This is a genomic window from Arthrobacter sp. CAL618 (assembly GCF_000468215.1).
Lineage (GTDB): Bacteria > Actinomycetota > Actinomycetes > Actinomycetales > Micrococcaceae > Arthrobacter_D.
In genome coordinates this window covers 1-19,428 of record NZ_ASZW01000138.1, presented here as the reverse complement: position 1 = coordinate 19,428, position 19,428 = coordinate 1, and the positions used below count along the sequence as shown (strand labels likewise).

The window sequence follows — 19,428 nt, the reverse complement described above, 5'->3', positions numbered from 1 at the left end:
CCTAGGAACCGGAATCCGCGCCACAAAACGCAAAATTGACGGCAGCTCCCACACGTTCGCTGGGGGATACGTCGAGACAACGGCACCGGCCACAGGAGAATACCGGGCGCACCTTCAAGGAATGCTGGCCGATGAGCTTGACCAGCTCACCTACTGGCAAGGCATCAGAGCCAACCAGATAGCCGAAGGCAAGGCCACCAACTACACGCGCGAACAGATCAACAAAGGCGACTACGTCCGCATTGGTGGGAGCTGGTACGAAGTCGCCCGAGCCAACCAGAAAACCGTTTCACTCATCACCGGGTACAGCTGGACCCGAAAGGCCGACTATGCCCAGATCAGGGACCACCGCACCACCGAAGAAGCAACCACCGCAACGTCCCACGGAAACACAGAAACACAGGAATCCGTGAAGACAGAAACTAGTGGAGCGCAGGAGCTGGCGGAGACGTTCGCGCAAGTACAGACAGACGAAGAAGAACTCACCGCCGAAGAAGCCGACTACGCCGACGAAACATGAACCGGGGGAGTAGTGCCCCCGCCGGAAACCGGCNGGCGGGGGTGCTGCCTGACCCGGACGGAGCCGGCCCAGGCGAATAAAAGCCACGGTCTCTTGGGCGGCTAGGGGCGTCGCCTGTGCTCCCATCACTGGCGCGCCATCGCAGGCACAATCCGTAGCCTCATTTTTCACTCATCAGCTGTACTACGCCTGAAAAGAGATTGGTGATTTCATCTTGCTCTGGCGGTTTCTTGACGCGGCAATCAGCTCGCTAGGGGGTTAGAAGGATCCGGTTGATTGCCCATTGATGTTATTGAGGGCTCGTTTGAGCCGGTTGTCGGCGTCGTTTGCGACGTCGCGTATTGCGTCGGAGTCGCTGACCTGGACCATGGTTTGGGGGTCGATGGTTTCGATGGTTGTTGCGGTGTCTTCCGGTCCGCGGCGCACCACGACGTTGCAGGGTAGGAGGGCACCGAGTTCGGGTTCGGCTTTGATGCCGTGCTGTGCCAGTTGTGGGTTGCAGGCACCGAGGATGATGTAATCCCCGACCGCGTCGCCAGCTTCCTGTCCCAGCTTCTTGGTGAAGGTGGCTCGGACGTCGATTTCGGTGAGGACACCGAAGCCTTCCTGTGCGAGTGCTTCGCGGGTACGTTCGACGGCTTCCTCCCAGGGGAGGCTGGAGGTGATGGTGTGCGTGTAGGCCATGAGATTCTCCTGATCGTACTGAGTGGGCGCGGTGAGTCAGTGGTCCATGGGTAGTCCGGCGTCGTTGGCGTCGTCGAACATGCCGTCGATGTGTACGACGTCTTTGTCAGCTCGTTGCAGCAGGCTGGCAGCCACTGATGCCCGGTAGCCGGATCCGCAGTGAACCCATAGTCGCTGATTGGGCACTTCGTCCAGGCGGTGCAGCAACTCGTGGAGTGGAAGGTTGAGTGCACCTTCAATGTGTTGTGCGTTGTATTCGTCGGTGCGGCGAACATCGAGAATGACATCGTTCGGGCCACGGTCGGTTCGGACGTTTTCCCAGCCCACGCTCGGATATGAACTGTGTGCGGATTGGGGTGACAGATCAGTTGGATTGGAGCCGAGGGCGACGTCGGGTTGGTCGATGCCGATGCGGGAGAGGTCACGGATGGCGTTTTCGACGTCGTGGCGTTCACCGACGAGGGTGAGCTGTTTGTCCCAGGGTAGGACCCAGCCGAGGAAGGTCGTGAAGTTCGTTCCGTCGCCGTATTCGAAACTGACGCTGCCGTGTAGGTGGTCGCGGGCGAAAGCGATCCTGTTGCGCAGGTCGATCACCCATTCACCCTTGCCAAGCCTGTCGGCGAGTTGCTCGGCGTCCAAAGGCTGGGGCACGTCGAGGACGGCCGGTCCGGGGCCGGCAGCGTTCGCCGGGCCCATATGGGCGTAGTAGGACGGGTAGGCGCTGAGGTTGTCGATCAGTTCCTGGACGAAGTGGTTTTCGTCCTGGTCCGTGAGCGCGTGGTTACTGTTCACTTGCTCACCGATTGTTGAGGAGTCGGCCCCGCTGGCCGGGCCTGAGGAGCAGAATGATCCGAACCCGTGGGTGGGGTAGAGGTCAGCCTCGGGGGTGGCTTCTGCGACCAGGCGACGGACCGAGGCGTATTGGGCGTGGGCCAGGGGTACGGTGTCGTCGTCGCTGATCAGGTCGGTGCGCCCCACGGACCCATAGAGGAGGCTTCCGCCGGAAAAGACCACCTGCTGGCCCGCTTCTGTAACGAGGTAGGACAGGTGGTGGTGGGTGTGCCCGGGTGTAGCGACAGCTCGCAGCGTCAACCGTCCGATCCGGACTGTTTCTCCGTCGGAGATTGGCGTCCGGTCAAACTCAACCTGGTCGGCGGCGTTGACCAAGTAAACGGCTTGATGGTCTTTGGCCAGCTGTAGTCCACCGGTGACGTAATCGTTGTGAATGTGGGTTTCTGCCACATGGGTGATGCGCACCCCTGCGTTTGCGGCCTCCTTTTCGACCCTGTCGGTGTCGCGTTGCGGATCGATCACGAGGGCCACTTGTCCGTCGTGAACGAGGTAGCTGCGGTCACCGAGCGGTGGTGTTTCGATGGTGATTACATCCATGTGAAATTCCTCCTTGAACGCCTTGATCATTGTTAGACACCGTACCTGCGGCTCTCATTGTGGGGTAGTGCCGCCGGGCTGGGACGAAGACTGCGGATTTACGTGTGTGCGCAGGGGACAGCGGGGCAGAAGGAACCAGCAAGCTGCGGTTGCGACCGCGATGATGCCGGCGGTGATCGCCAAGCCAGTACCCCAGGGGGCGGGGAGTTCCTGGACGAGGACGAACACGCCCATGACCAGGACGAAGATCCCGAAGCCCTTCCGGAGGGCTGCTTCCGGGATGCGGCCTGCCAAGCGGGAGCCGATCAGGGATCCGACGACGGCGGCGGCTGTGACGGCCGCGACGAGGCCCCAGTCCAGGGTGACGGTGGTGAGGTAGCCTGCGAGTCCGGCGAAGGATTTCATGGCGATTACCACGAGGGAGGTTCCGACGGCGATGGGCATGGATAGTCCGCCGAGCAGGGCCAGGGCGGGGACAACGAGGAAGCCTCCACCGGCTCCGACGAGTCCGGTGACCAGGCCAACGATGAGGCCTTCAATGATGACCTTGAGAATGGGAAGTTCCCCGTCGTGGGGTGTGCTGGCCTTGTTTTTCCGGCCGCGGATCATGGCAATGGACGTGGCCACCATCATGAGAGCGAAGGCGATCATGAGGATGGTTCCCGGGATGCGTCCGCCGAGGAGCCCTCCGCCGAAGGCGCCGGCCATTCCGGCGGCACCGAAAACGAGGCCGGTGCGCCATTTCACCCGCTTCTTGCGGGCATGGTCGATGGCGCTGACCGCGGAGGTCACGCCGACCACGAATAGTGAGGCGGCAATCGCTTCTTTGGGGTCAAGCCCGGCGACGTAGGTCAGGATCGGTACGGTGAGGATGGATCCGCCTCCGCCGAGCAGACCGAGCGAAATACCGATAACCACTGACAATAGTACGGTCGCGAGCAGAGTGACGCTCATGGGGGTCCTTTCGGGCGGGGAGGTCGGTGGGGTGCTGCAGGTCAGCGTGTGGTGGGAAATCCTGCATTGAGCCAGTCGATCATTCCGCCGCCCATGGTGTCTGCGGTGTAGCCGGCGGTGCCGAGGGCCTCGGCGGCCCGGGCGCTGCGGTTGCCGCTGCGACAAACGACGATGACCGGGCGGCTCTTGTCCAGTTCGTCCAGGCGGGTCATGAGCTGCCCCAGGGGGATGTGCTGGGCGCCGGGGATCATGCCCTCGGCGACTTCGAAGTCTTCGCGGACGTCAAGGATCTGGTCCTGGTCCCGGCGGGCGTTCGCGTCGTGAATGGTGATTTCAGCCATCATGGTTCCTTTTCTCGTATCAGCCAAGGTCTAGTGAAGGGAATGCCCGCGTACCCTGCCCGATGGGGGACGGGCAGGGTACGCGGAGTCTTGTTAGTTGCCCGCGGGGATCTGGTTGATCGCGGCCGCAGCCGTTGGCTCGCTGGCTGTTTTGTTCCACGGCATTTTCGACAAGGCGTTGCCCATGGCGCAGGTGTTGGTCGCTGCTGAGAAGGTCAGCCCGGTACCGATCGCCCCGGCCAGCAGGCGAAGCTTTGGTGAAACGAGCTTGCCGGCCAGCAGGCCAGCGACCACCAGGGATCCGGCGGTCAGACGGACCTGGCGCTCCAGGTCCCAGCGCTGGGCGCCGCGGACAACGTCACCGCCAGCGGCGGCGAAACCAGGAACGCCACCGGTGAGGACCTGGGCAGTGCTGATACCGGCTCCACCGAGGCGCTGACGTGCCTGTTCGGCGCGGACACCGGATTGGCAGACCAGCACAACCCGCTGTCCCAGCCGTTCAGCGAGCTCATCGGTGTGCTCGGAGAGCAGGGGAAGCGGAACGTTGTAGGAACCACGAATGTGCATGGTCTCAAATTCAGCGGCAGAGCGAACATCAACGATGATCAGGTCTTCATGCTGGCTGATCCAATCACGCAGGGTTTCAGGATCGAGGGCGGTCACGGTGGAGGTGTTGGAAGCCAAAGGTTTCCCTTTCGAAATTTTTCAGCGGTTTGAACTGTCGGTATCAATACTGCCACATACCCTAGGGGGTATGCAATAAACCCTAGGGGGTATAGACTTGAGGGAGGAAATGTAACCTCCAGGAGGATTTTGTGCAGCTCGACACCACTGAACTCACGCCGGTGATCAACCGGCTCAAGCGCGCCACGGGGCAACTGACCGCGGTGACCCGGATGCTGGAGGAAGGCCGGGATTGCAAGGACGTCGTCACGCAGCTCGCTGCGGTTTCCAAGGCCTTGGACCGCGCCGGCTTCGCGATCATTTCCTCGGGGCTGGAACAATGCCTGGCCGACGGTGGCAACACCATGGACAAGAAGGACCTCGAGAAGCTCTTCCTCGCACTGGCCTAAGCGGTCTCTGGCCTTACTGACCTGGCAGGGGATGCGTTGCGCGANCCCCTGCCACTTTTGTTCCTGCCCCGGTAGCGGGCCATCGAATGCGGTGGCTAACGCGGTGACTATGGGGCTGTCGGGTGGGTTTCATACATGCGGGTAGCAACTATGAGCGCCGAGATGGCGCTCAGGGCCGCGGCGGCCCATACCGCTGCGTGCAGACCGGCGGCGTCTGCTACTACTCCGCCGACAACGGCACCAAAGGCATACCCGAGGTCCCGCCAAAGCCTGTAGATCCCGACCGCGCGCCCCCTCCAAGCCGGTTCTGCGACGTCGCCGATGGCTGCCAGTAATGTCGGATACACCATAGCGGTGCCCGCTCCCAGCAGCACGGTTCCAGCAGCCCAGCCCGGGAACGTATCGGCGAGGGCGATGACAGCCAGCGCTGCGGCCTGGAGGACCATGCCCGCGGTGATGAGGCGCTTACGCCCGTAGCGGTCTGAGAGTGCCCCGGTCACTAACTGGCCGGCGCCCCAGACGCCGGGGTAGAGGGCAAAGAGCAGCCCAATCTGGCCCAGCGACAGATCAGCTGTTGCGAACAGAAGGGGAAATAGGCCCCAGGCCAGGCCGAAATTGAGGTTGTTGACGAGTCCGGCTTGGCTCGCCGACGCCAGGGCAGGTTCGCGCCAGGTACTGAGGGCAAAAACCTCCCGACTGCTCAGTGCCTTTCGACTGCTCGGTGCTTCCCGACTGCTGGGTCCGGTAGCCGCGCGCGGCGGTCTCAGGTGCGATGTTCGGTGGTGTTGTTCCAGAGCGGCGTGGCCGCGGGTTTCGCGTACCAGCAGCGTCGAGAGCGTCAGACCCAGGGCAATATAGGCTGCTCCGAGCAGGAACGGCGCCGGCCGCAGACCATGCGAGGCGGCGAGCTGGCCGGCCAACAGGGACGTGATGGCGACAGCACCGTAGCCGGCGGCCTCGTTTAGCCCCATGGCGAGCCCGCGTTTGTCCGGGCCGACCAGGTCTATCTTCATCACGACTGTTGTTGACCAGGTCAGACCTTGGTTGATGCCGAGTAGGACGTTCGCCGCGACCACCCACCCCCAGTCCGGGGCGAAAATCAGCATCAGCGGGACCGGTATGGCGAAGAGCCAGCCAAGGAGGAGGACGGGTTTGCGTCCAAACCGGTCGACCATGATCCCGGCGGCGTAGTTGCTGGCTGCCTTGGTAATCCCGAAGGCGGCGATGTAAGTGAAAATGACGGTATAGCCGGTCAGGCCGAAGGTTTCGGTGGCCAGCATCGGCAGCACGGTCTGCTGTTGGCCGACTACGCCTCCGACCAGGGCGTTCACCGCTACCAGCAAACTGAACTGCGCTGCGTTGGCCCTCAGCCCGAGTCTGGCCGTAGATGATGCGGAATGGTGGGTCATGAGGTTCTCCAGGGATCGTCGCGTTGCAGTCATGGCAATGGCCCGCCCCAAAGGGCGGGCCATTGCGTGTCGGCGGAGTCAGTCAGGTGCTCAGCTGACGGGGGCTGATTCCTGGGAGGCGTTCCACGCTGCCCAGCCTGCGTAGCTGCCGTCGAGCTCAACGACGTCGTAGCCTGCCCGGCGCAGGGCGCTGGCCGCAACGGAGTTCCGGACCCCGCTCTGGCAGTAGGTCACGATCGTTCCCTCGGAAGGGAGCTGGTCCTGGTGCCAAAGCACCCGGCCAGCGCTGAGCTGCTGGGAGCCAGGGATACTGCCAGCGGCGTGCTCGGTCTTGTTCCGCACATCGAGGAGCAATGCTGCCTCGAAGTTCTCAAGGTCGCCGGGGGCGAGTACCGCCGGTGTGGTGACCCGTAATCCGTCCAGGTTCGTGGTGAAGCCGGTCACGTTGTCGATGCCGACCCGAACCAGGTGGTCCCACATGTCCTGCGCTGCGTCCTGATCCGGTGCCAGCAGGACCAACGGTCGGCTGTCGGTTTCCGGGTCGTAGGCCCAGGCGCCGAAGCTTGCCATTTTGGTGCCTGCGGGGATGTTCAGGGCGCCTGTCACCGTTCCCCGGTGCACCTGGTCGTTTGATCGGGTGTCGACGAACGTCACGCGGTCCTCGGCGAGGTCACCGGCAAGTGCCGCGTTATCCAGTTGTGGCAGCTCCCCCCGTGAGCCCATCACATCCGGGCCCAGGCGGTTCTGCCGTTTCATGCGTCCGAAGTAGGCGTGGGCATCGGGCTGGCCGTCGAGCAGTTCACGTACAAAACCTTCCTCGTCATTGGCTGCGAGGTATGGTCCCCACCAGGCGTAGAGGCGCTCATAGCCGACCGTTGTGGATGGAAGCGCGCCCAGAGCTTTACCGCAGGCGCTGCCCGAACCGTGGCCCGGGAATACCTGCACGTGGTCGGGGAGGGTCAGGAACTTCTCACGGAGGCTGGTGAAAAGCTGTTTCGCGCCGACGAAGCGGGTATCCATCCCGCCGGCAGCCTCATCCAAAAGGTCAGGGCGGCCAAGATCGCCCGAAAAGACGAAGTCCCCCGAGAGGAGGTAGCCGGGCTGGTCGCTGAACGCGCCGTCGGTAATCAGGAAAGTCAGGTGTTCCGGGGTGTGGCCGGGAGTATGCACGGCCTTGATGGTGATGTTCCCCGAGGTGATGGTGCTGCCGTCGTAGAGCCGCTCGGCGTCGAAACCGTACTGCCAGTCGTCTCCGCCCTCACCGGAGACGTACATGTCGGCCCCGGTTGCCTCGGCCAGTTCCCGCGTCCCCGAAAGGTAGTCGGCGTGGATGTGCGTCTCGGTCACCGCGACGATCTTCATCCCGTTGGCCGCGGCCAGTTGCTGGTACGGAGTAATGTCACGACGGGCATCAACCACCACTGCCTCACCCTTGGCCTGGCAGCCAATGAAGTAGCTCGCCTGGGCCAGGTCCTGATCATAAATACGCTCGAGAAGCATAATCGTCCTTCCGATAGCTATTGGATACCCTTGGGGGTATCTCCTGGTACCCAGCGTAGTACCCCAGGGGGTATCTATGCAACCATCAACGGTGCCAGTGGCGTATACCCATGGGGGTATAATAGAGAACCTGAAAGTACTACTGGGAAGGAAGCATGATGTGCCGGACAACAACCTGCCTGTACTGCCGCAAGACCACCTGGAGTGGATGCGGGAACCACGTTGATCAGGTGATGCGACGTGTACCGAACAATGAGCGGTGCACCTGCGCTACGGTCAGCCAGCGCACCACCACCCGGGACAAAAGTTCCGGAGCTACAGGCTGGCTCAACCGGCTGTTCGGTCGTTCGGCATGAACCAGATCCCTGGGACCAAGGTGCTGGTTCTGCATCTGGCCGGGCCGGGCCACGCCCCTTTCCCAGACCTTGCCGCAGCTATCCGCGTCGCCCGCAACGCCGCAGCGGAATTACCCGACGTGGCAGTCGAGATCCTCGTCCAGGGCCCTAGCGTCAATCAACTCATCGCAACGGAAGCAATCGCTGACATCTCGGGTTCTTCGATATCGGTCTACGCTTGCGGGAACAGCCTCCACTCGGCAAAGATCGACCCTTCCACCCTTGCTTCAGAGGTGAAGGTTACGCCCGCAGCCGTTGCCCACATCGCTCGACGTCAGTTCAACGGCGCCGCATATATGCGGTTGTGACGACAAGCCTAGACAAACCTAGACAGACGATTACCTCTCTGGTGCGAAGCTGATACGCCAGGTCGTAGCTCTGTGGCTGCTTGTTCAGCAGCGTATTCGAAGCTCCGGTTGGTGTCGCTGACAGGCCTGGAATGAGAGGCGGAGGAGACAATGAGTGTTGAATTACTCAGTAGTTTTCGTTCCGTAGGTTGCAGCCGGCAATCAGGTGAAGCCTTGACCACTTCGGTGGCGCTGTAAAACGCTACCGCGTAGCTTGGAACAAGGTTGGCGGTCTTTATGGGATGTGTCTGTGGGATCGCTGCTATTCCAACATTCCAGGAAGGTGCGTGCCGTGGCGGTGATGGTTGAGGAAGGGGGAGCGGCGGTTCCGTTATGGAAACGTGTGAGTGCTGAATTATTGAAAGAGCTGCAGAGCGGAGCTTTTGATACTCGGTTTCCGGGCGAACTCGAGTTGGCGCAGCGTTATGGGGTGAGCAGGGGAACGATAAGGGCGGCTTTGAAGCCTTTGCGGGATGGAGGACGTGTCGAAGCTCATCCTGGGAAAAAGTCCCGGGTGCAGGCGGGAGGCAGCACGGCGTTTGGACCGTTGTACAGTCTGCTTGCCTCGGTAAGGGATTCAGGGATGGCACACCGTAGTGTCGTGCTGGAACAGGAAGTGACGAAGAATCCGGCCTCGGCGGCGCTGCTCTCCTTGGAGGCGGACGCCGATCTTTTTCATCTCAGGCGTGTGCGCTTTGCCGACGAGGAACCGATTGCATTGGATGAGGTGTGGATGCCAGTTTCCATCGCAGGCATCCTGATTGATTCAGATTTCACCCAGACGTCTTTGTACGGTGAGCTTGAGAAGCGTTGTGGAATGGTCCTCAACGGCGGCACCGAGCGGCTTTCAGCGGTCCTTGCCGGGCCGGAGCATTCAACGCTCCTGCAATGCACCGCGGGTTCGCCGTTGCTGTTGATCGAGCGTACCGGTTGTCATCGGGCGCAATCCGTGGAATTCCGACGAACCTATGTGGTGGGCGACCGTGTGGAGATCTCGACCAACTTCGGATGCAAAGCGGATCCGCCAACCGCTTGATCCGATGATGCTAACCAGGTCTCGTTCAGACCGGACAACGGTCTTCATACATCGTGCGCCGGTAAAAGGCCCAGGCGAGAAGACCGATGGCGAGTGCTGCGAGAAATGGTTGAATGGGCTCGAAGTACTGCATGGCCCCCGAAGTTCCCAAGGCGAGCAATACTATTTTGTTGCACACTGGGCAGCCGACAGCGAAGAACGTCACGATGGCCCCCGCAATTCCTGAGCGGGTACGCGGCGCGGAATCCTCCACTCGGTCCTGCGCTATGTAAGTGCCGAGGACTAGGCCGCTGAGCGCGGAGGAGATGATTAGCGCTGGCACCGACCACCAGGTGGGAGGCACTTCGCGGCTGAATAGCGGGGTGTCGATGAGATCGGTAGGAATGGCCACGATCAGGAAGGTCATGACCATTCCGACTGTCACCGCGATCCACCGGCGTGAGGGCCATTGACGCAGCGCAGCCAACAGAGTGGATCGTTGGGTGGTGGGGTTCGCTAGGGGGGTAGTCATGAGGTCTCCTTTGACACTTGATCCGGTGACGCTGTGAACGATGCGCCGGATGAACTATGGCGGCGTCGGTGTAGGTAGATGGCACCGGTTATGGCCAGGAGTATGAGAATTATCAGCAGGACAGCAACGTCGGGGATGGATTTCGCGAAGCTGCGTGCTGCGTTTTCGACGGCGAACTGGTCAGTCACGGAGAGGATACCGCCCAGGCTTGCTGTTCCATCGGTGGCGAGGAGGAAGAGCCCGATGCCGATTGAGAGGGTGCCCGAGACCACCATCACCCAGGAATTGGACCACCGTCCGATCGTGATCGGACGGGGTCGGAGCCAGCGGCGTCCTGAAACTCCAAGGCGATCCCACAGTGCCGCGAGGAAGAACAGAGGAACGGCCATCCCTAGGGCATAGATGGCTAGCAGTATTCCGCCGTAGACGGCGTTGCTTCCCGCTGCGGCGACAGTGAGGATTGATCCGAGGATGGGGCCGGTACAGGCTCCTGCGACTCCGTACGCCAGTCCAAGAACGAAGATTGAACTGCCGGAACCACGGGTCGCGGATCTGGGGCGTACGAACGCTGGTAGACGAACACCGAGGATCTGCAGGAGCCCTAGAGAGATCATGAGGGCGGCAGCGAACCCGATGAGGAGGTGGCGGTCAGTGGTGGCGAGGGAGCCTAAGGTGCCGGCAAAAACCCCCAAGGGGACCAACGTGCACAGTAGTCCCGCGTAGAAGAGCATAGTCCGGCCCACCAGTTGTCGCTTTGTGCTGAAGGCATACGCGAAGAATGCTGGCAGCAACAAAGCCGAGCATGGGCTGAGGAGGGTAAGTAGACCGCCGAGGAACGCCCCACTGTATCCGATTACCATTACCGTGAACTTGTCTCTGCAAGCACAGCATCAATGGTTTGTTCAAACACTTCTAGAGGTTGGGCACCGGAGATGGGGATGTCATTCACCAGAAATAGTGGGGTACCGGTAGCTCCGAGGGCCGCGGCTTCTTCAGCGTCGGCCTGAACGGCCTGCTCGAGAGCCTCGGAGTCCAGATCCGCTGTGAACGCCGCGAGATCTGCAACCCCCACTTCTTCTGCAATGCGGATCAGTTCCTCGCGTGGCAGGCTGATATGGCCTCGTTCGGGCGCCGCCGCGAAAACCGCTTCGTTGAACTCCCAGAATTTGTCCTGCTCTCCGGCCGCACGGCCGGCCACAGCAGCATCGTGTGACTCAGCCCCGAAAACTGGGAGATCCCGCCACTCGATGCGGAGTTCTCCGCTAGCAACGTACTCATCGACCAGCGCTGGCAGTGTCTCGCGCGAGAAGACCCCACAGAACGGGCACCTGTAGTCGGCGTACTCGACCAGGACAACGGGGGCATCGATCGCGCCGAGGGCTAGAGGGTCATCGGCGATACGCCGCGATAGATCAAATACTTCGTCCTCTTGGCCAGAGGGTTCTTCTGTTACAACCACCCCTGATCCTTCCGCGGCGGGGGAGGAGGCGCGCTGGGAAGCGATCAGCCCAATAACGAGGATGAGCGCGCCAACGAGCAGGGCTGCGATGAGGGTGGCAGTACGAACACCCGAGATTCGTTGGTTAGATTCTTGTGGCATCTACTACTCCTGGCGTGATGCGCTGAGGGGAAGGCGCAAGGGTGGAACGTAAGAGACGACGAAGTACCACCTGGTGCGGCCTACGTGTACGAGGTTTGCGCCGTCCTTGTTTGCTCATAGACGGCCTTCTTGCGTAGATTTCCCCGGACACCAGATCTTGACCTTCGGATCTGGTGTCCGGGGAGCCCCGAGATTGCTGGATCTGAGCCCAGTCAGCCGATCTGGATGCTTAGCCGTTGACCCGGTAGTAGACGGGGCCGGAACCTACGTCGACTGATTCCTCTACCGTCTGGTTACCATTCCATCCGCTGTGGATGGCGCGGCCGTTACCGAGGTAGATGGCGTTGTGTGAAAAGCCCATCCCGCCGTCGGCGTAATAGACGAAGTCCCCGGGCTGGGGATCCGATACCGGAGTAGCGAAAGCCATCAAGGATTCAGGGGATTCATCTCCCACCCCCGTCACACCGGCGGCTCGCAAAGCACCTTCCCCCAAGACGGTGCAGTCCTGAATGGCACCCAACTGTGAACGAGCGAAGGCAAGAATCCGACCGTTGGCCGTGCCAGCTTCAGAAGCCGCAGCGGAATCCCAGATGTTGCCTGACTCGCTGCTCACCCGGTTACTCAGCGGGCTCACGGATGAGCTCTGAGTACTGAAGTTAAACTCAGAACTCGCGGGGGATGACGAGGCTACGGGGCGGGTCTCCAACGCTTCAGCATTCATTACACTGGATCCCCCGGACAGTAGAACGGTGTCGCCTGGGTAGATGATTGACGTGACGGTGAGCTGGTTCAGCGTCAAGAGGTCCTGTAGCCCGACCCCTGTTTGAGCGCTGATAGCGCCCAGGGTGTCGCCCGACCTAACGGTGTACGCCGTGCTTTGATCAACGTCGCCAGCGCCTGCGACGGGCACATCCGATGATGAAGCGGTTGCTGAGAGTGCTGAATCGGCGGCATCTTGTGATGGGTGAGCGATCGCGCTGGCATGGACGGGGCTTGCTAACGCCACCATCATCCCGGAAACAAGCGCAAGTGCTGCGACTTTCGACCCGCCCTGCGGTAAGGCGGTTCGCCCGCTATCGATGAGGATTGAGTGGATTTTCGTATCGGCGCGATGCCTAGCAGGCGCAGTATTTGATGACATGGATGAACTCTCCCTATACCTACGAGGTGAGCTGTCGGATTCGGATGGGAGACACCCGGCCGCACGAGGAAAACACCTGTGCGACTTCACCCCGAGGATTCTTTATAGAACCCACATTTGGTTTCCCCGCCCCTGCCTCTAGTTATCAGAAAGCCGAGGGTCTCCGGCAGGGTTCGGTAGAAGACCTCGACGAGCCCCACGATGAGTGCGGCCCACGGAATCAAACGTACCCGAAAAAGTTTAAATGTTCGAACATTTGAAACTGGGAGTTACCTGACCGAGATACGACGAACCTCTGACGTATTCATGAGTTCATGAGAGATTTGGGTAGTTCCGTCGAATGAATCAGCGGCAACTGCCCTACCCGGCTAGCGCGCCGATGCCCGGTGGTGAGAAGGGTCCGTTGTCCGTTGTTCAACATCGTCGTGTGGCTTTGTGCCTTCGGTGAGTAGGAAGGTCGCGGTGGCCGCACCAGCGGTTGCCGTGAAGAACATCAGCCCGGACAACCCCAAGGGATGCAGCGATCCCCAGAAGAATATTGTGATGAGATAAAGGATGGAGGCCGAGACGCCGGCCACCAGACCCCATTGCCTTCTTCCAGCATCCGTGGTGAGTCGCCAATGCGTTGAGGCGAGCGAAACACTGATCATGACTACGACATTGATCGTCATCCCGATCCATACCGGATGGATACCGAAGAGGAACTGCGACGGCGACCAACCACCGAAGTGATACCAACCCAGCCCTGTGCCGAATCCGGCGAGCATTGCCGCGTAGCTAGCGCGGCGGGTAGCCAATGGCCAGAACAATACGGCCAGCACCGGCGCAAGGGTGGCACCATTACGCAATGTCCAAGCGAGGACGTTCCACCAGGCGGCCTGTTCAGTGCGCAAGAAAGCGAACACAATCATCAGGACGGTCAACAGGACAAGCGACCACCGGGTGTACCGCACCAGGTCATCCTCGCTGGCGTTGGGACGCAGCGCCCGACCAACGTCACGTCCGAGGCTGGTTGCACCCGAAAACTGGCATGGGCCCGCCCAGCTCAGGGCGCAGGCCCACACTCCCAGGAAGAAGACACCAGCCAGCGGCGCGGGAACCACCTCAGCGATATAGAGCGATACCGCCACCAATCCCAGGTCCTGTGACGGAACGACAATCGCAGCAGCGGTACCCAGCAAAGCCCCAATGACGATGAACGGGATGCCGAGACCCGCAGCGTAGAGCATGCCCTTGCGGCCGTCTTCGGGTGTGCGGCAGGACATGGTCATCTGGAAGGCGGCCTGCGCCAGAAGAACATTGACAATGAAAGTACCGAACCAGGCGGCAATCAATGTCACTCCCGCCGAGGACATATCCAGCATCTCCGGCTGATCCACGGCAAGCTGGCGGATGCCATCGATGCCCGGATTGATAAAGAATGCGAGGATTCCAACGGCGAGCATGCCGATGAAAACCACACAGTTGGCGGTCTGGGTGAAGGCAACAGCTCGCATTCCGCCTGCGGAGAGGAACACAAGGAGCAACAACGCCGTCACGATGATGGCGGCGTGGATTGAAAGACCGGTGAGAGCGTGCAGCGCGGAGGCAAAAGCGATGGCCGTCGCCACTGACCACATGGGGAAGGTCAACGCCGTGATTGACCCTGCAATCGCCTGGGCTTTCCGACCGAACCGCTCCCCGATCATTCCAGTCACCGTTACCACCAAGCGTTTGCGCAACGGCTTGACGAGAATCAGGGCGATAAGGAGAACCTGCACCGTTTCCGCCACTCCATACCAGATAGCTGATATCCCTGTTCGGTAGCTCAGCTCCATGATGGCGATATAGGAGGATCCTGAAAACAGGCCCGTAATACAAAACGCCACGGTCCACGGGCTGAAGGTCCGGCTACCGACGAAGAAGCCCTCCCCATGATCTGCCCGGTTACGAGCGGCCCGGCTCGTCAAAGCCAGAAGTAGCGTGTACCCGACGGCAAGGCCGAGCGTCCAAAGTCCCGCGCTGGTCATGCCTCCGCCCCGGAAATCAGCCATACGAGGTTAAAGTCAACACCTGCGTCTCGCACCAAGTTGATGGCCGGACACCGCTTTTCGACCTGCCGCTTGAAGGTATCCAACTCTGATTCTGGAACCGGCGTGCGCAGATTCACCGTCAACGCGAAATTCTTAAAATGAGGGGAGACGTCCGCCGTCCCCCGGAATCCCCGAACGTCCTGCTGAGCTTGGGAAGAGGTATCGATGGCTTCAACGACGATGCCCAGTTCCCGTGCCACGGTTTCGATAACTACGGTGACGCAGCCGTTGACCGCTCCAACCACATACTGCATGGGAGTTGGGGATTTGTCGTTCCCGCCCACAGCAACAGGCTCATCGGTCCGGAAGGTAAACCCTCGAGTTTCAACGAGGGTGGTCATTGAGCCTTCCCACCTGCCCGTGGCCCGGACACTTTTGAGCCACTGGCCAGGGTCCCGTTCAGCGCTTGCCTTATTAGCGGACGCGGTAGGTACAGTCATTTCACTCTCCATCGGTCTGGCGGTAGCACCTTATCGAAGCCTGAGGCTCCAATGGGTTGCTGCGGCGTCATCGATCCAGATCTCTCGGCCGCTCGGGATGGTCGTACACAACTAAAGCCGGTCCGGTTTGATTCACGCAACTTCCACAGTTGGAATTACGGCGTGTGACAAAGGAGTGCAGCCATGAAGTCGAAACGCTCCCAGGCGGCGTATCTACGCCACTACCTGCACGCACGCTAACTTACGCGCCAGATATCCCCGCAGAGCGAGCCTAGGACACAAGCCCACTAAACGGGCCTCACTACCGTTCGGGCTGACAGCCGGCGCTCCCGACCGGTCGTCGCCGGAAACCACTCTCTTTTTTGCTGCTGTCCTTCGGATCATGCGTCCCCGCTGCACTACCCAACTCAGCTGCGCTGAGCGGGCCTGGAACCAAACAATCTGATCGGCGCTCCGACGTCGCTTATTTCCTCCCAGATTTCCCGGCACACAGACCGCCCTACGGGTTGACCAGCCCAGAGGAGAACAGCTCCGCGATGCTTCGCCAGCAGGCAAAAACAATGGGGGAGGGGACCAACACCGCACACACTCAAAAGCCCCAAAAACCCCGGAAATAAGCGGATCTACCCTATTAAAGTTGACCGGAAATCGGTAAAATTAGAGGTAGTAGCACAGCAGTTGACTCTTACTAAAACCGCCACGAAACCAAGGACTGAGCGCTATGACTCTCACCATTTACACAAAGCCCCAGGGATGCTTTGGCTGCACCAAAACCAAAGAACTTTTCGCCAAAGCCGGCATCGCGTTCACAGAGGTCGATATCACCACCAACGACCAAGCACTGGAATACATCAGCGAAGAACTCGGTTACTCCCAGGCCCCCGTCGTCGTCTACGAAAAAGACGGCTCAGAAGATCACTGGTCAGGACTGAACCCCAGCAAAGTCCAGCACGTCATCGAGCTACACAACACCTAAGTAAGACACTCATTTCCTCAAATACTCACCAGCAACGACAACACTAAAACCGCTACGAAAGGTAGTTGATCCTCATGGCAGGCGAAACCATCATCACAGTCATTGGAAACCTCACCGCAGACCCCGAACTCCGATTCACCCCCAGCGGCTCAGCAGTCGCGAACTTCACCATCGCCTCAACGCCCAGGGCTTTCGACCGGCAGACCAACGAATGGAAAGACGGGGAAACCCTCTTTTTGCGCGGCTCCGTGTGGCGCGAATCAGCGGAAAACGTCGCTGAAACCCTCACCAAAGGAACCCGAGTCATCGCACAGGGACGCTTGAAGTCCCGCAGCTACGACACCAAAGAAGGCGAAAAGCGCACCGTGATGGAACTCGAAGTCGATGAGATCGGCCCATCACTTCGCTACGCCTCAGCTACCGTCAACCGGCGCCAGGCGAGCAGCGGGGGAGGGCAAGGCCACCAGGGCAACAACAACCCCACAGGGCAGCAGCAAGACCCGTGGGCGGCACCCGTCAACAGCGGACCCACCAGGAACGCTGGCAACAGCGACGGGTGGGGGAACGGCCCCGAGCAGTCCGAACCACCCTTCTAAACCACCTAATTCGAGTCGCAGAACTCGCCGCGTGGAGCTGGAGGAAGTGCACAGCGCGATCACGGCCAAAGCTACGAAGCGCTAGGCTACAACTAGATTTCGTTTCGCAGGGAAAACAAGAAGAAACAGCGGGGCCGGTAACTGTGTGGTGCAGAAGCCGGCCCCACCTTCATTAAGCGATCCACCAGGACCACCTATGGAGCATGGCCCAATGAGCAGACTCGAACCGGCACGGTTTATGACCATTCCCGACGTGGCCGAAGAACTCAATACCAGCGCCAGCCAGATCCGGGCACTGATCAAATCCGGTGATCTGCCAGCAATCCAAATTGGCGGCAGATCGCAATGGCGCATCGAACGGACCAAACTCGAGGGTTACATCGCCGACGCCTACCAGCGCACCGCCGAGGCAATCCGCCGTGGTGACCTGCCCGCCGGTACCGCAGGCTAAACCGACCCTCGCTTACAGCTCATCCGGCGCAGCAGGGGTAACCGCTCCGACCCACACCCAGCCCTCACGCTGAATCTTGATTCCTGGCTCGAAGAAGGACACCTTGACCGCCGTTTTCGTCCACGCCTTCGCGTGTCCCTTCACCCGGTAAGCCTGTGACGGGTAGCGAATCCACACGTGCACCCGCCGCGGAGCAGGGAACTCATGAACAGGATTCGACGGTAAATCCAGTTCCGCCTCCGTGAGCATCACCGGCTCCTCCCGCATCACCAGTTCCTCAATCCACCCATCCAATAACCGGTCGTAATACTTCCTGTACCGCTTGTTCTGGCCCACGGCGTTGCCGCCACTCTGCTAACTCTCAGAAACGAAAAATAGACTGTGAAACGAGCCGAGTTTGATCGAGTCCTCGGCTCACCGTGCCGGTGCCCTAGAAGCTCCCCCCAGTTTTCTAGGGCATCGGCACCATTACGTTAGAGCCCGGCACCGACAGTTACTCAGTCCCAGCGATGCGGCGTAGTTGCCACCCGTCAGTGTGTGGTTCTGAGCTGATATCGAACTCCAGGGTGGGGGAGACCGGCCCGGTTTGAGCTTGGAACCGCCACGCCCGCTTAGTGATGAGACTGCCCTGCCCATTCACCGGGGTGTTCCCTGGCTCCCACCAGCTGCGGGAGCTAGACCAGCTCACCGGCTCCCCGACGGTCTGCCAGATCCGGCCACGCCACCGCATCGCCAACGGAGCGCCGCTGCTGTGAAACCTCACGTCTACCGGCTCGTTGGGGCGGCTTGTGAATTAGTCAAATATCCGACGCTAAGCCAGCGCTTTGTGGTGGCCGCGTCAGCTGGTGATGCCGATGACAAGGGCTCTGGCGGCTTCGAGGGTAAGCGTGGTCCCGGGCCGCGCCGTTCACCTAGGTGTACTCAGTCAGTAGGTTGGTTGCACCTGCTGATGGGTGGTTTGCCTCCGAGGCTGCCGTGGGGGCGGTGGTGGTTGTAGAAGTTTAGCCATGGTTGCAGCGCTTCGGTGCGGGCTTGGTTGGATGTGAAGGGGTGGCGGTAGGCCCAGCCTTCTTGGAGGGTGCGGTTGAAGCGTTCTGCTTTGCCGTTTTGCCAGGGGTGGCGGGGTTTGATCAGGATGTGTTTGGCATCCAGGGCAGCGAGTGCCTTTTGGAAATCGCGGGAGGTCCGGTAAGCGAAGGCGTTGTCAGTCATGACACGTTTGACCGGTGCCCCGTGGGCTGCCATTACCGCTGCCGCCCGGGTAAGGAAACCGGCGCACGTGGGCCCCTTCTCGTCTGACAAGACCTCGGCGTAGGCGAAGCGGGTGTAGTCATCGACGGCGACGTGGATGTAGTCAAAGCCCACCTTCTGATTCGATGCGCGGTGATTTGCCGGGCTCTGGGAAGGATCAGCCCGCCACCCGCCTCCGTCGGGAATGCGCCCGAGTTTCTTGACATCGACGTGGATCATGTCCCCCGGTGCGTCCCGCTCGTAACGGCGATCAGTGGCTCGGGAAGCCCGGATTCGTACCCCGGTCACCGGATCCAGGTCCCACAGGCGCGGCATGCCAGCACGGGCCAAAATCCGGGAGACTGTCCGGGCGCTAATACCGCAACGCAAAGCCAGGCCAATTGGGCCTTCGCGGTGCTCCACGCGCTGGGTCAGAACCTTACTCACCACATTCGCTGGGGTCGCGTGCGGGCATGACTTTGGTCTGGAGCTGCGGTCCTGAAGACCTACCTGGCCGTGAGCACGGTACCGGCCTATCCACCGGTGTGCGCAGGTCCTGGATATCCCCATCTCTTTGGCCACATGGGCAATCGGGCGGCCGGAGAGGACGCGTTCAACGAGGATCTCTCTACCGGTCGGGGTCAGGCGGGCATTACGGTGGATCATGAAGACCTCTTAGTCGTTGGCTGCGTGTGGTAACCACCAACCTAAGAGGTCTTCACCCATTCAGGTGTAACCAACGTCCCGACTCAGTACACCTAGG

At 60.7% G+C, this 19,428-nt stretch carries 22 protein-coding genes, 1 pseudogene and 2 riboswitches; of the genes and pseudogenes, 7 read left to right on the top strand and 16 right to left on the bottom strand.

Annotated elements, in window-relative coordinates:
* Window positions 1-520, top strand: a pseudogene (locus K728_RS21255) (hypothetical protein); the annotation flags it as partial.
* A 258-nt stretch (window positions 521-778) separates the two neighbouring features.
* Here the strand turns inward: K728_RS21255 and K728_RS0108505 are convergent.
* The 5 genes from K728_RS0108505 to K728_RS0108485 form a co-directional block, all read right to left on the bottom strand.
* On the bottom strand, window positions 779-1,204 hold the full coding sequence (locus tag K728_RS0108505) for a DUF302 domain-containing protein (RefSeq protein WP_024476426.1): 426 nt from the start codon (window positions 1,202-1,204) through the stop codon (window positions 779-781).
* 36 nt (window positions 1,205-1,240) lie between these two features.
* A complete protein-coding gene (locus tag K728_RS0108500; protein WP_024476425.1) occupies window positions 1,241-2,593 on the bottom strand; it encodes an MBL fold metallo-hydrolase in 1,353 nt (450 codons plus the stop codon).
* A 54-nt stretch (window positions 2,594-2,647) separates the two neighbouring features.
* Window positions 2,648-3,547 (bottom strand): sulfite exporter TauE/SafE family protein, encoded by a 900-nt coding sequence (locus tag K728_RS0108495; protein WP_024476424.1) that lies wholly within the window; start codon window positions 3,545-3,547, stop codon window positions 2,648-2,650.
* 41 nt (window positions 3,548-3,588) lie between these two features.
* Entirely contained in the window at window positions 3,589-3,888 is a 300-nt protein-coding gene (locus tag K728_RS0108490; RefSeq protein ID WP_024476423.1) for a rhodanese-like domain-containing protein, read from the bottom strand.
* A gap of 93 nt (window positions 3,889-3,981) precedes the next feature.
* Window positions 3,982-4,572: a rhodanese-like domain-containing protein gene (locus K728_RS0108485; protein WP_024476422.1), complete on the bottom strand. Its 591-nt coding sequence runs from the start codon at window positions 4,570-4,572 to the stop codon at window positions 3,982-3,984.
* A gap of 131 nt (window positions 4,573-4,703) precedes the next feature.
* Between K728_RS0108485 and K728_RS0108480 the strand changes: the two genes are divergently transcribed.
* Window positions 4,704-4,961, top strand: a complete 258-nt coding sequence (locus tag K728_RS0108480) for a metal-sensitive transcriptional regulator (protein WP_024476421.1) — start codon at window positions 4,704-4,706, stop codon at window positions 4,959-4,961.
* Between the two features lie 107 nt (window positions 4,962-5,068).
* Here the strand turns inward: K728_RS0108480 and K728_RS0108475 are convergent, their stop codons facing one another.
* Both K728_RS0108475 and K728_RS0108470 read right to left on the bottom strand, forming a co-directional pair.
* A complete protein-coding gene (locus tag K728_RS0108475) occupies window positions 5,069-6,370 on the bottom strand; it encodes an MFS transporter (protein ID WP_024476420.1) in 1,302 nt (433 codons plus the stop codon).
* 90 nt (window positions 6,371-6,460) lie between these two features.
* Window positions 6,461-7,870 (bottom strand): MBL fold metallo-hydrolase, encoded by a 1,410-nt coding sequence (locus K728_RS0108470; RefSeq protein ID WP_024476419.1) that lies wholly within the window; start codon window positions 7,868-7,870, stop codon window positions 6,461-6,463.
* Window positions 7,871-8,222: 352 nt separating this feature from the next.
* On the opposite strand from K728_RS0108470, the gene K728_RS18925 reads away from it, so the two are divergent.
* Entirely contained in the window at window positions 8,223-8,573 is a 351-nt protein-coding gene (locus K728_RS18925) for a DsrE family protein (RefSeq protein ID WP_035747635.1), read from the top strand.
* 340 nt (window positions 8,574-8,913) lie between these two features.
* Window positions 8,914-9,648, top strand: coding sequence for a GntR family transcriptional regulator (locus K728_RS20150; RefSeq protein ID WP_024476417.1), 735 nt, complete (start codon window positions 8,914-8,916; stop codon window positions 9,646-9,648).
* Window positions 9,649-9,673: 25 nt separating this feature from the next.
* On the opposite strand, the gene K728_RS18920 is transcribed toward K728_RS20150, so the two are convergent.
* From K728_RS18920 to K728_RS0108430, 6 genes are all read right to left on the bottom strand, one after another.
* Complete coding sequence (locus K728_RS18920; RefSeq protein WP_035747631.1) at window positions 9,674-10,159, bottom strand: hypothetical protein; 486 nt, start codon at window positions 10,157-10,159, stop codon at window positions 9,674-9,676.
* Window positions 10,156-11,019: a cytochrome c biogenesis CcdA family protein gene (locus K728_RS0108450; protein ID WP_024476416.1), complete on the bottom strand. Its 864-nt coding sequence runs from the start codon at window positions 11,017-11,019 to the stop codon at window positions 10,156-10,158. The genes K728_RS18920 and K728_RS0108450 overlap by 4 nt, the downstream gene beginning before the upstream one ends.
* Window positions 11,019-11,759, bottom strand: coding sequence for a DsbA family protein (locus K728_RS0108445; protein WP_024476415.1), 741 nt, complete (start codon window positions 11,757-11,759; stop codon window positions 11,019-11,021). The genes K728_RS0108450 and K728_RS0108445 overlap by 1 nt, the downstream gene beginning before the upstream one ends.
* 229 nt (window positions 11,760-11,988) lie before the next feature.
* The gene (locus K728_RS18915; protein ID WP_084442855.1) at window positions 11,989-12,900 is read right to left on the bottom strand and encodes a C40 family peptidase; all 912 of its coding nucleotides are present in this window, start codon (window positions 12,898-12,900) and stop codon (window positions 11,989-11,991) included.
* A gap of 2 nt (window positions 12,901-12,902) precedes the next feature.
* Window positions 12,903-13,079, bottom strand: a riboswitch (cyclic di-AMP (ydaO/yuaA leader).
* Window positions 13,080-13,268: 189 nt separating this feature from the next.
* The gene (locus tag K728_RS0108435; RefSeq protein WP_024476413.1) at window positions 13,269-14,909 is read right to left on the bottom strand and encodes a sodium:solute symporter family protein; all 1,641 of its coding nucleotides are present in this window, start codon (window positions 14,907-14,909) and stop codon (window positions 13,269-13,271) included.
* Window positions 14,906-15,313, bottom strand: a complete 408-nt coding sequence (locus tag K728_RS0108430; RefSeq protein ID WP_225668350.1) for an OsmC family protein — start codon at window positions 15,311-15,313, stop codon at window positions 14,906-14,908. Before K728_RS0108430 ends, K728_RS0108435 begins: the two co-directional genes overlap by 4 nt.
* A 104-nt stretch (window positions 15,314-15,417) precedes the next feature.
* Window positions 15,418-15,516: riboswitch (SAM riboswitch) on the bottom strand.
* 617 nt (window positions 15,517-16,133) lie between these two features.
* Between K728_RS0108430 and K728_RS0108425 the strand changes: the two genes are divergently transcribed.
* From K728_RS0108425 to K728_RS0108415, 3 genes are all read left to right on the top strand, one after another.
* A complete protein-coding gene (locus K728_RS0108425; protein ID WP_024476411.1) occupies window positions 16,134-16,388 on the top strand; it encodes a glutaredoxin family protein in 255 nt (84 codons plus the stop codon).
* 74 nt (window positions 16,389-16,462) lie between these two features.
* Window positions 16,463-16,984, top strand: coding sequence for a single-stranded DNA-binding protein (locus tag K728_RS0108420; RefSeq protein WP_024476410.1), 522 nt, complete (start codon window positions 16,463-16,465; stop codon window positions 16,982-16,984).
* Window positions 16,985-17,195: 211 nt separating this feature from the next.
* Window positions 17,196-17,435: a helix-turn-helix domain-containing protein gene (locus K728_RS0108415; RefSeq protein WP_024476409.1), complete on the top strand. Its 240-nt coding sequence runs from the start codon at window positions 17,196-17,198 to the stop codon at window positions 17,433-17,435.
* A gap of 12 nt (window positions 17,436-17,447) precedes the next feature.
* Here K728_RS0108415 and K728_RS0108410 read toward each other — a convergent pair whose 3' ends face one another.
* The 3 genes from K728_RS0108410 to K728_RS0108405 form a co-directional block, all read right to left on the bottom strand.
* The gene (locus tag K728_RS0108410) at window positions 17,448-17,771 is read right to left on the bottom strand and encodes a hypothetical protein (RefSeq protein WP_024476408.1); all 324 of its coding nucleotides are present in this window, start codon (window positions 17,769-17,771) and stop codon (window positions 17,448-17,450) included.
* Window positions 17,772-17,928: 157 nt separating this feature from the next.
* The gene (locus K728_RS22695; protein WP_443110946.1) at window positions 17,929-18,198 is read right to left on the bottom strand and encodes a DUF6504 family protein; all 270 of its coding nucleotides are present in this window, start codon (window positions 18,196-18,198) and stop codon (window positions 17,929-17,931) included.
* 158 nt (window positions 18,199-18,356) lie between these two features.
* Window positions 18,357-19,331, bottom strand: a complete 975-nt coding sequence (locus K728_RS0108405; RefSeq protein WP_024476390.1) for an IS481 family transposase — start codon at window positions 19,329-19,331, stop codon at window positions 18,357-18,359.
* Window positions 19,332-19,428: the final 97 nt, after the last annotated feature.

Coding starts and splice junctions, on each gene's coding strand:
- K728_RS0108475 (WP_024476420.1), bottom strand. CDS start 6,370: ATGACCCACCATTCCGCATCATCTACGGCCAGACTCGGGCTGAGGGCC.
- K728_RS0108425 (WP_024476411.1), top strand. CDS start 16,134: ATGACTCTCACCATTTACACAAAGCCCCAGGGATGCTTTGGCTGCACC.
- K728_RS0108420 (WP_024476410.1), top strand. CDS start 16,463: ATGGCAGGCGAAACCATCATCACAGTCATTGGAAACCTCACCGCAGAC.
- K728_RS0108495 (WP_024476424.1), bottom strand. CDS start 3,547: ATGAGCGTCACTCTGCTCGCGACCGTACTATTGTCAGTGGTTATCGGT.
- K728_RS0108445 (WP_024476415.1), bottom strand. CDS start 11,759: ATGCCACAAGAATCTAACCAACGAATCTCGGGTGTTCGTACTGCCACC.
- K728_RS0108435 (WP_024476413.1), bottom strand. CDS start 14,909: ATGACCAGCGCGGGACTTTGGACGCTCGGCCTTGCCGTCGGGTACACG.
- K728_RS0108470 (WP_024476419.1), bottom strand. CDS start 7,870: ATGCTTCTCGAGCGTATTTATGATCAGGACCTGGCCCAGGCGAGCTAC.
- K728_RS0108415 (WP_024476409.1), top strand. CDS start 17,196: ATGAGCAGACTCGAACCGGCACGGTTTATGACCATTCCCGACGTGGCC.
- K728_RS0108405 (WP_024476390.1), bottom strand. CDS start 19,331: ATGATCCACCGTAATGCCCGCCTGACCCCGACCGGTAGAGAGATCCTC.
- K728_RS0108490 (WP_024476423.1), bottom strand. CDS start 3,888: ATGGCTGAAATCACCATTCACGACGCGAACGCCCGCCGGGACCAGGAC.
- K728_RS0108450 (WP_024476416.1), bottom strand. CDS start 11,019: ATGGTAATCGGATACAGTGGGGCGTTCCTCGGCGGTCTACTTACCCTC.
- K728_RS20150 (WP_024476417.1), top strand. CDS start 8,914: ATGGTTGAGGAAGGGGGAGCGGCGGTTCCGTTATGGAAACGTGTGAGT.
- K728_RS0108430 (WP_225668350.1), bottom strand. CDS start 15,313: ATGACCACCCTCGTTGAAACTCGAGGGTTTACCTTCCGGACCGATGAG.
- K728_RS18920 (WP_035747631.1), bottom strand. CDS start 10,159: ATGACTACCCCCCTAGCGAACCCCACCACCCAACGATCCACTCTGTTG.
- K728_RS18915 (WP_084442855.1), bottom strand. CDS start 12,900: ATGTCATCAAATACTGCGCCTGCTAGGCATCGCGCCGATACGAAAATC.
- K728_RS18925 (WP_035747635.1), top strand. CDS start 8,223: ATGAACCAGATCCCTGGGACCAAGGTGCTGGTTCTGCATCTGGCCGGG.
- K728_RS0108500 (WP_024476425.1), bottom strand. CDS start 2,593: ATGGATGTAATCACCATCGAAACACCACCGCTCGGTGACCGCAGCTAC.
- K728_RS0108505 (WP_024476426.1), bottom strand. CDS start 1,204: ATGGCCTACACGCACACCATCACCTCCAGCCTCCCCTGGGAGGAAGCC.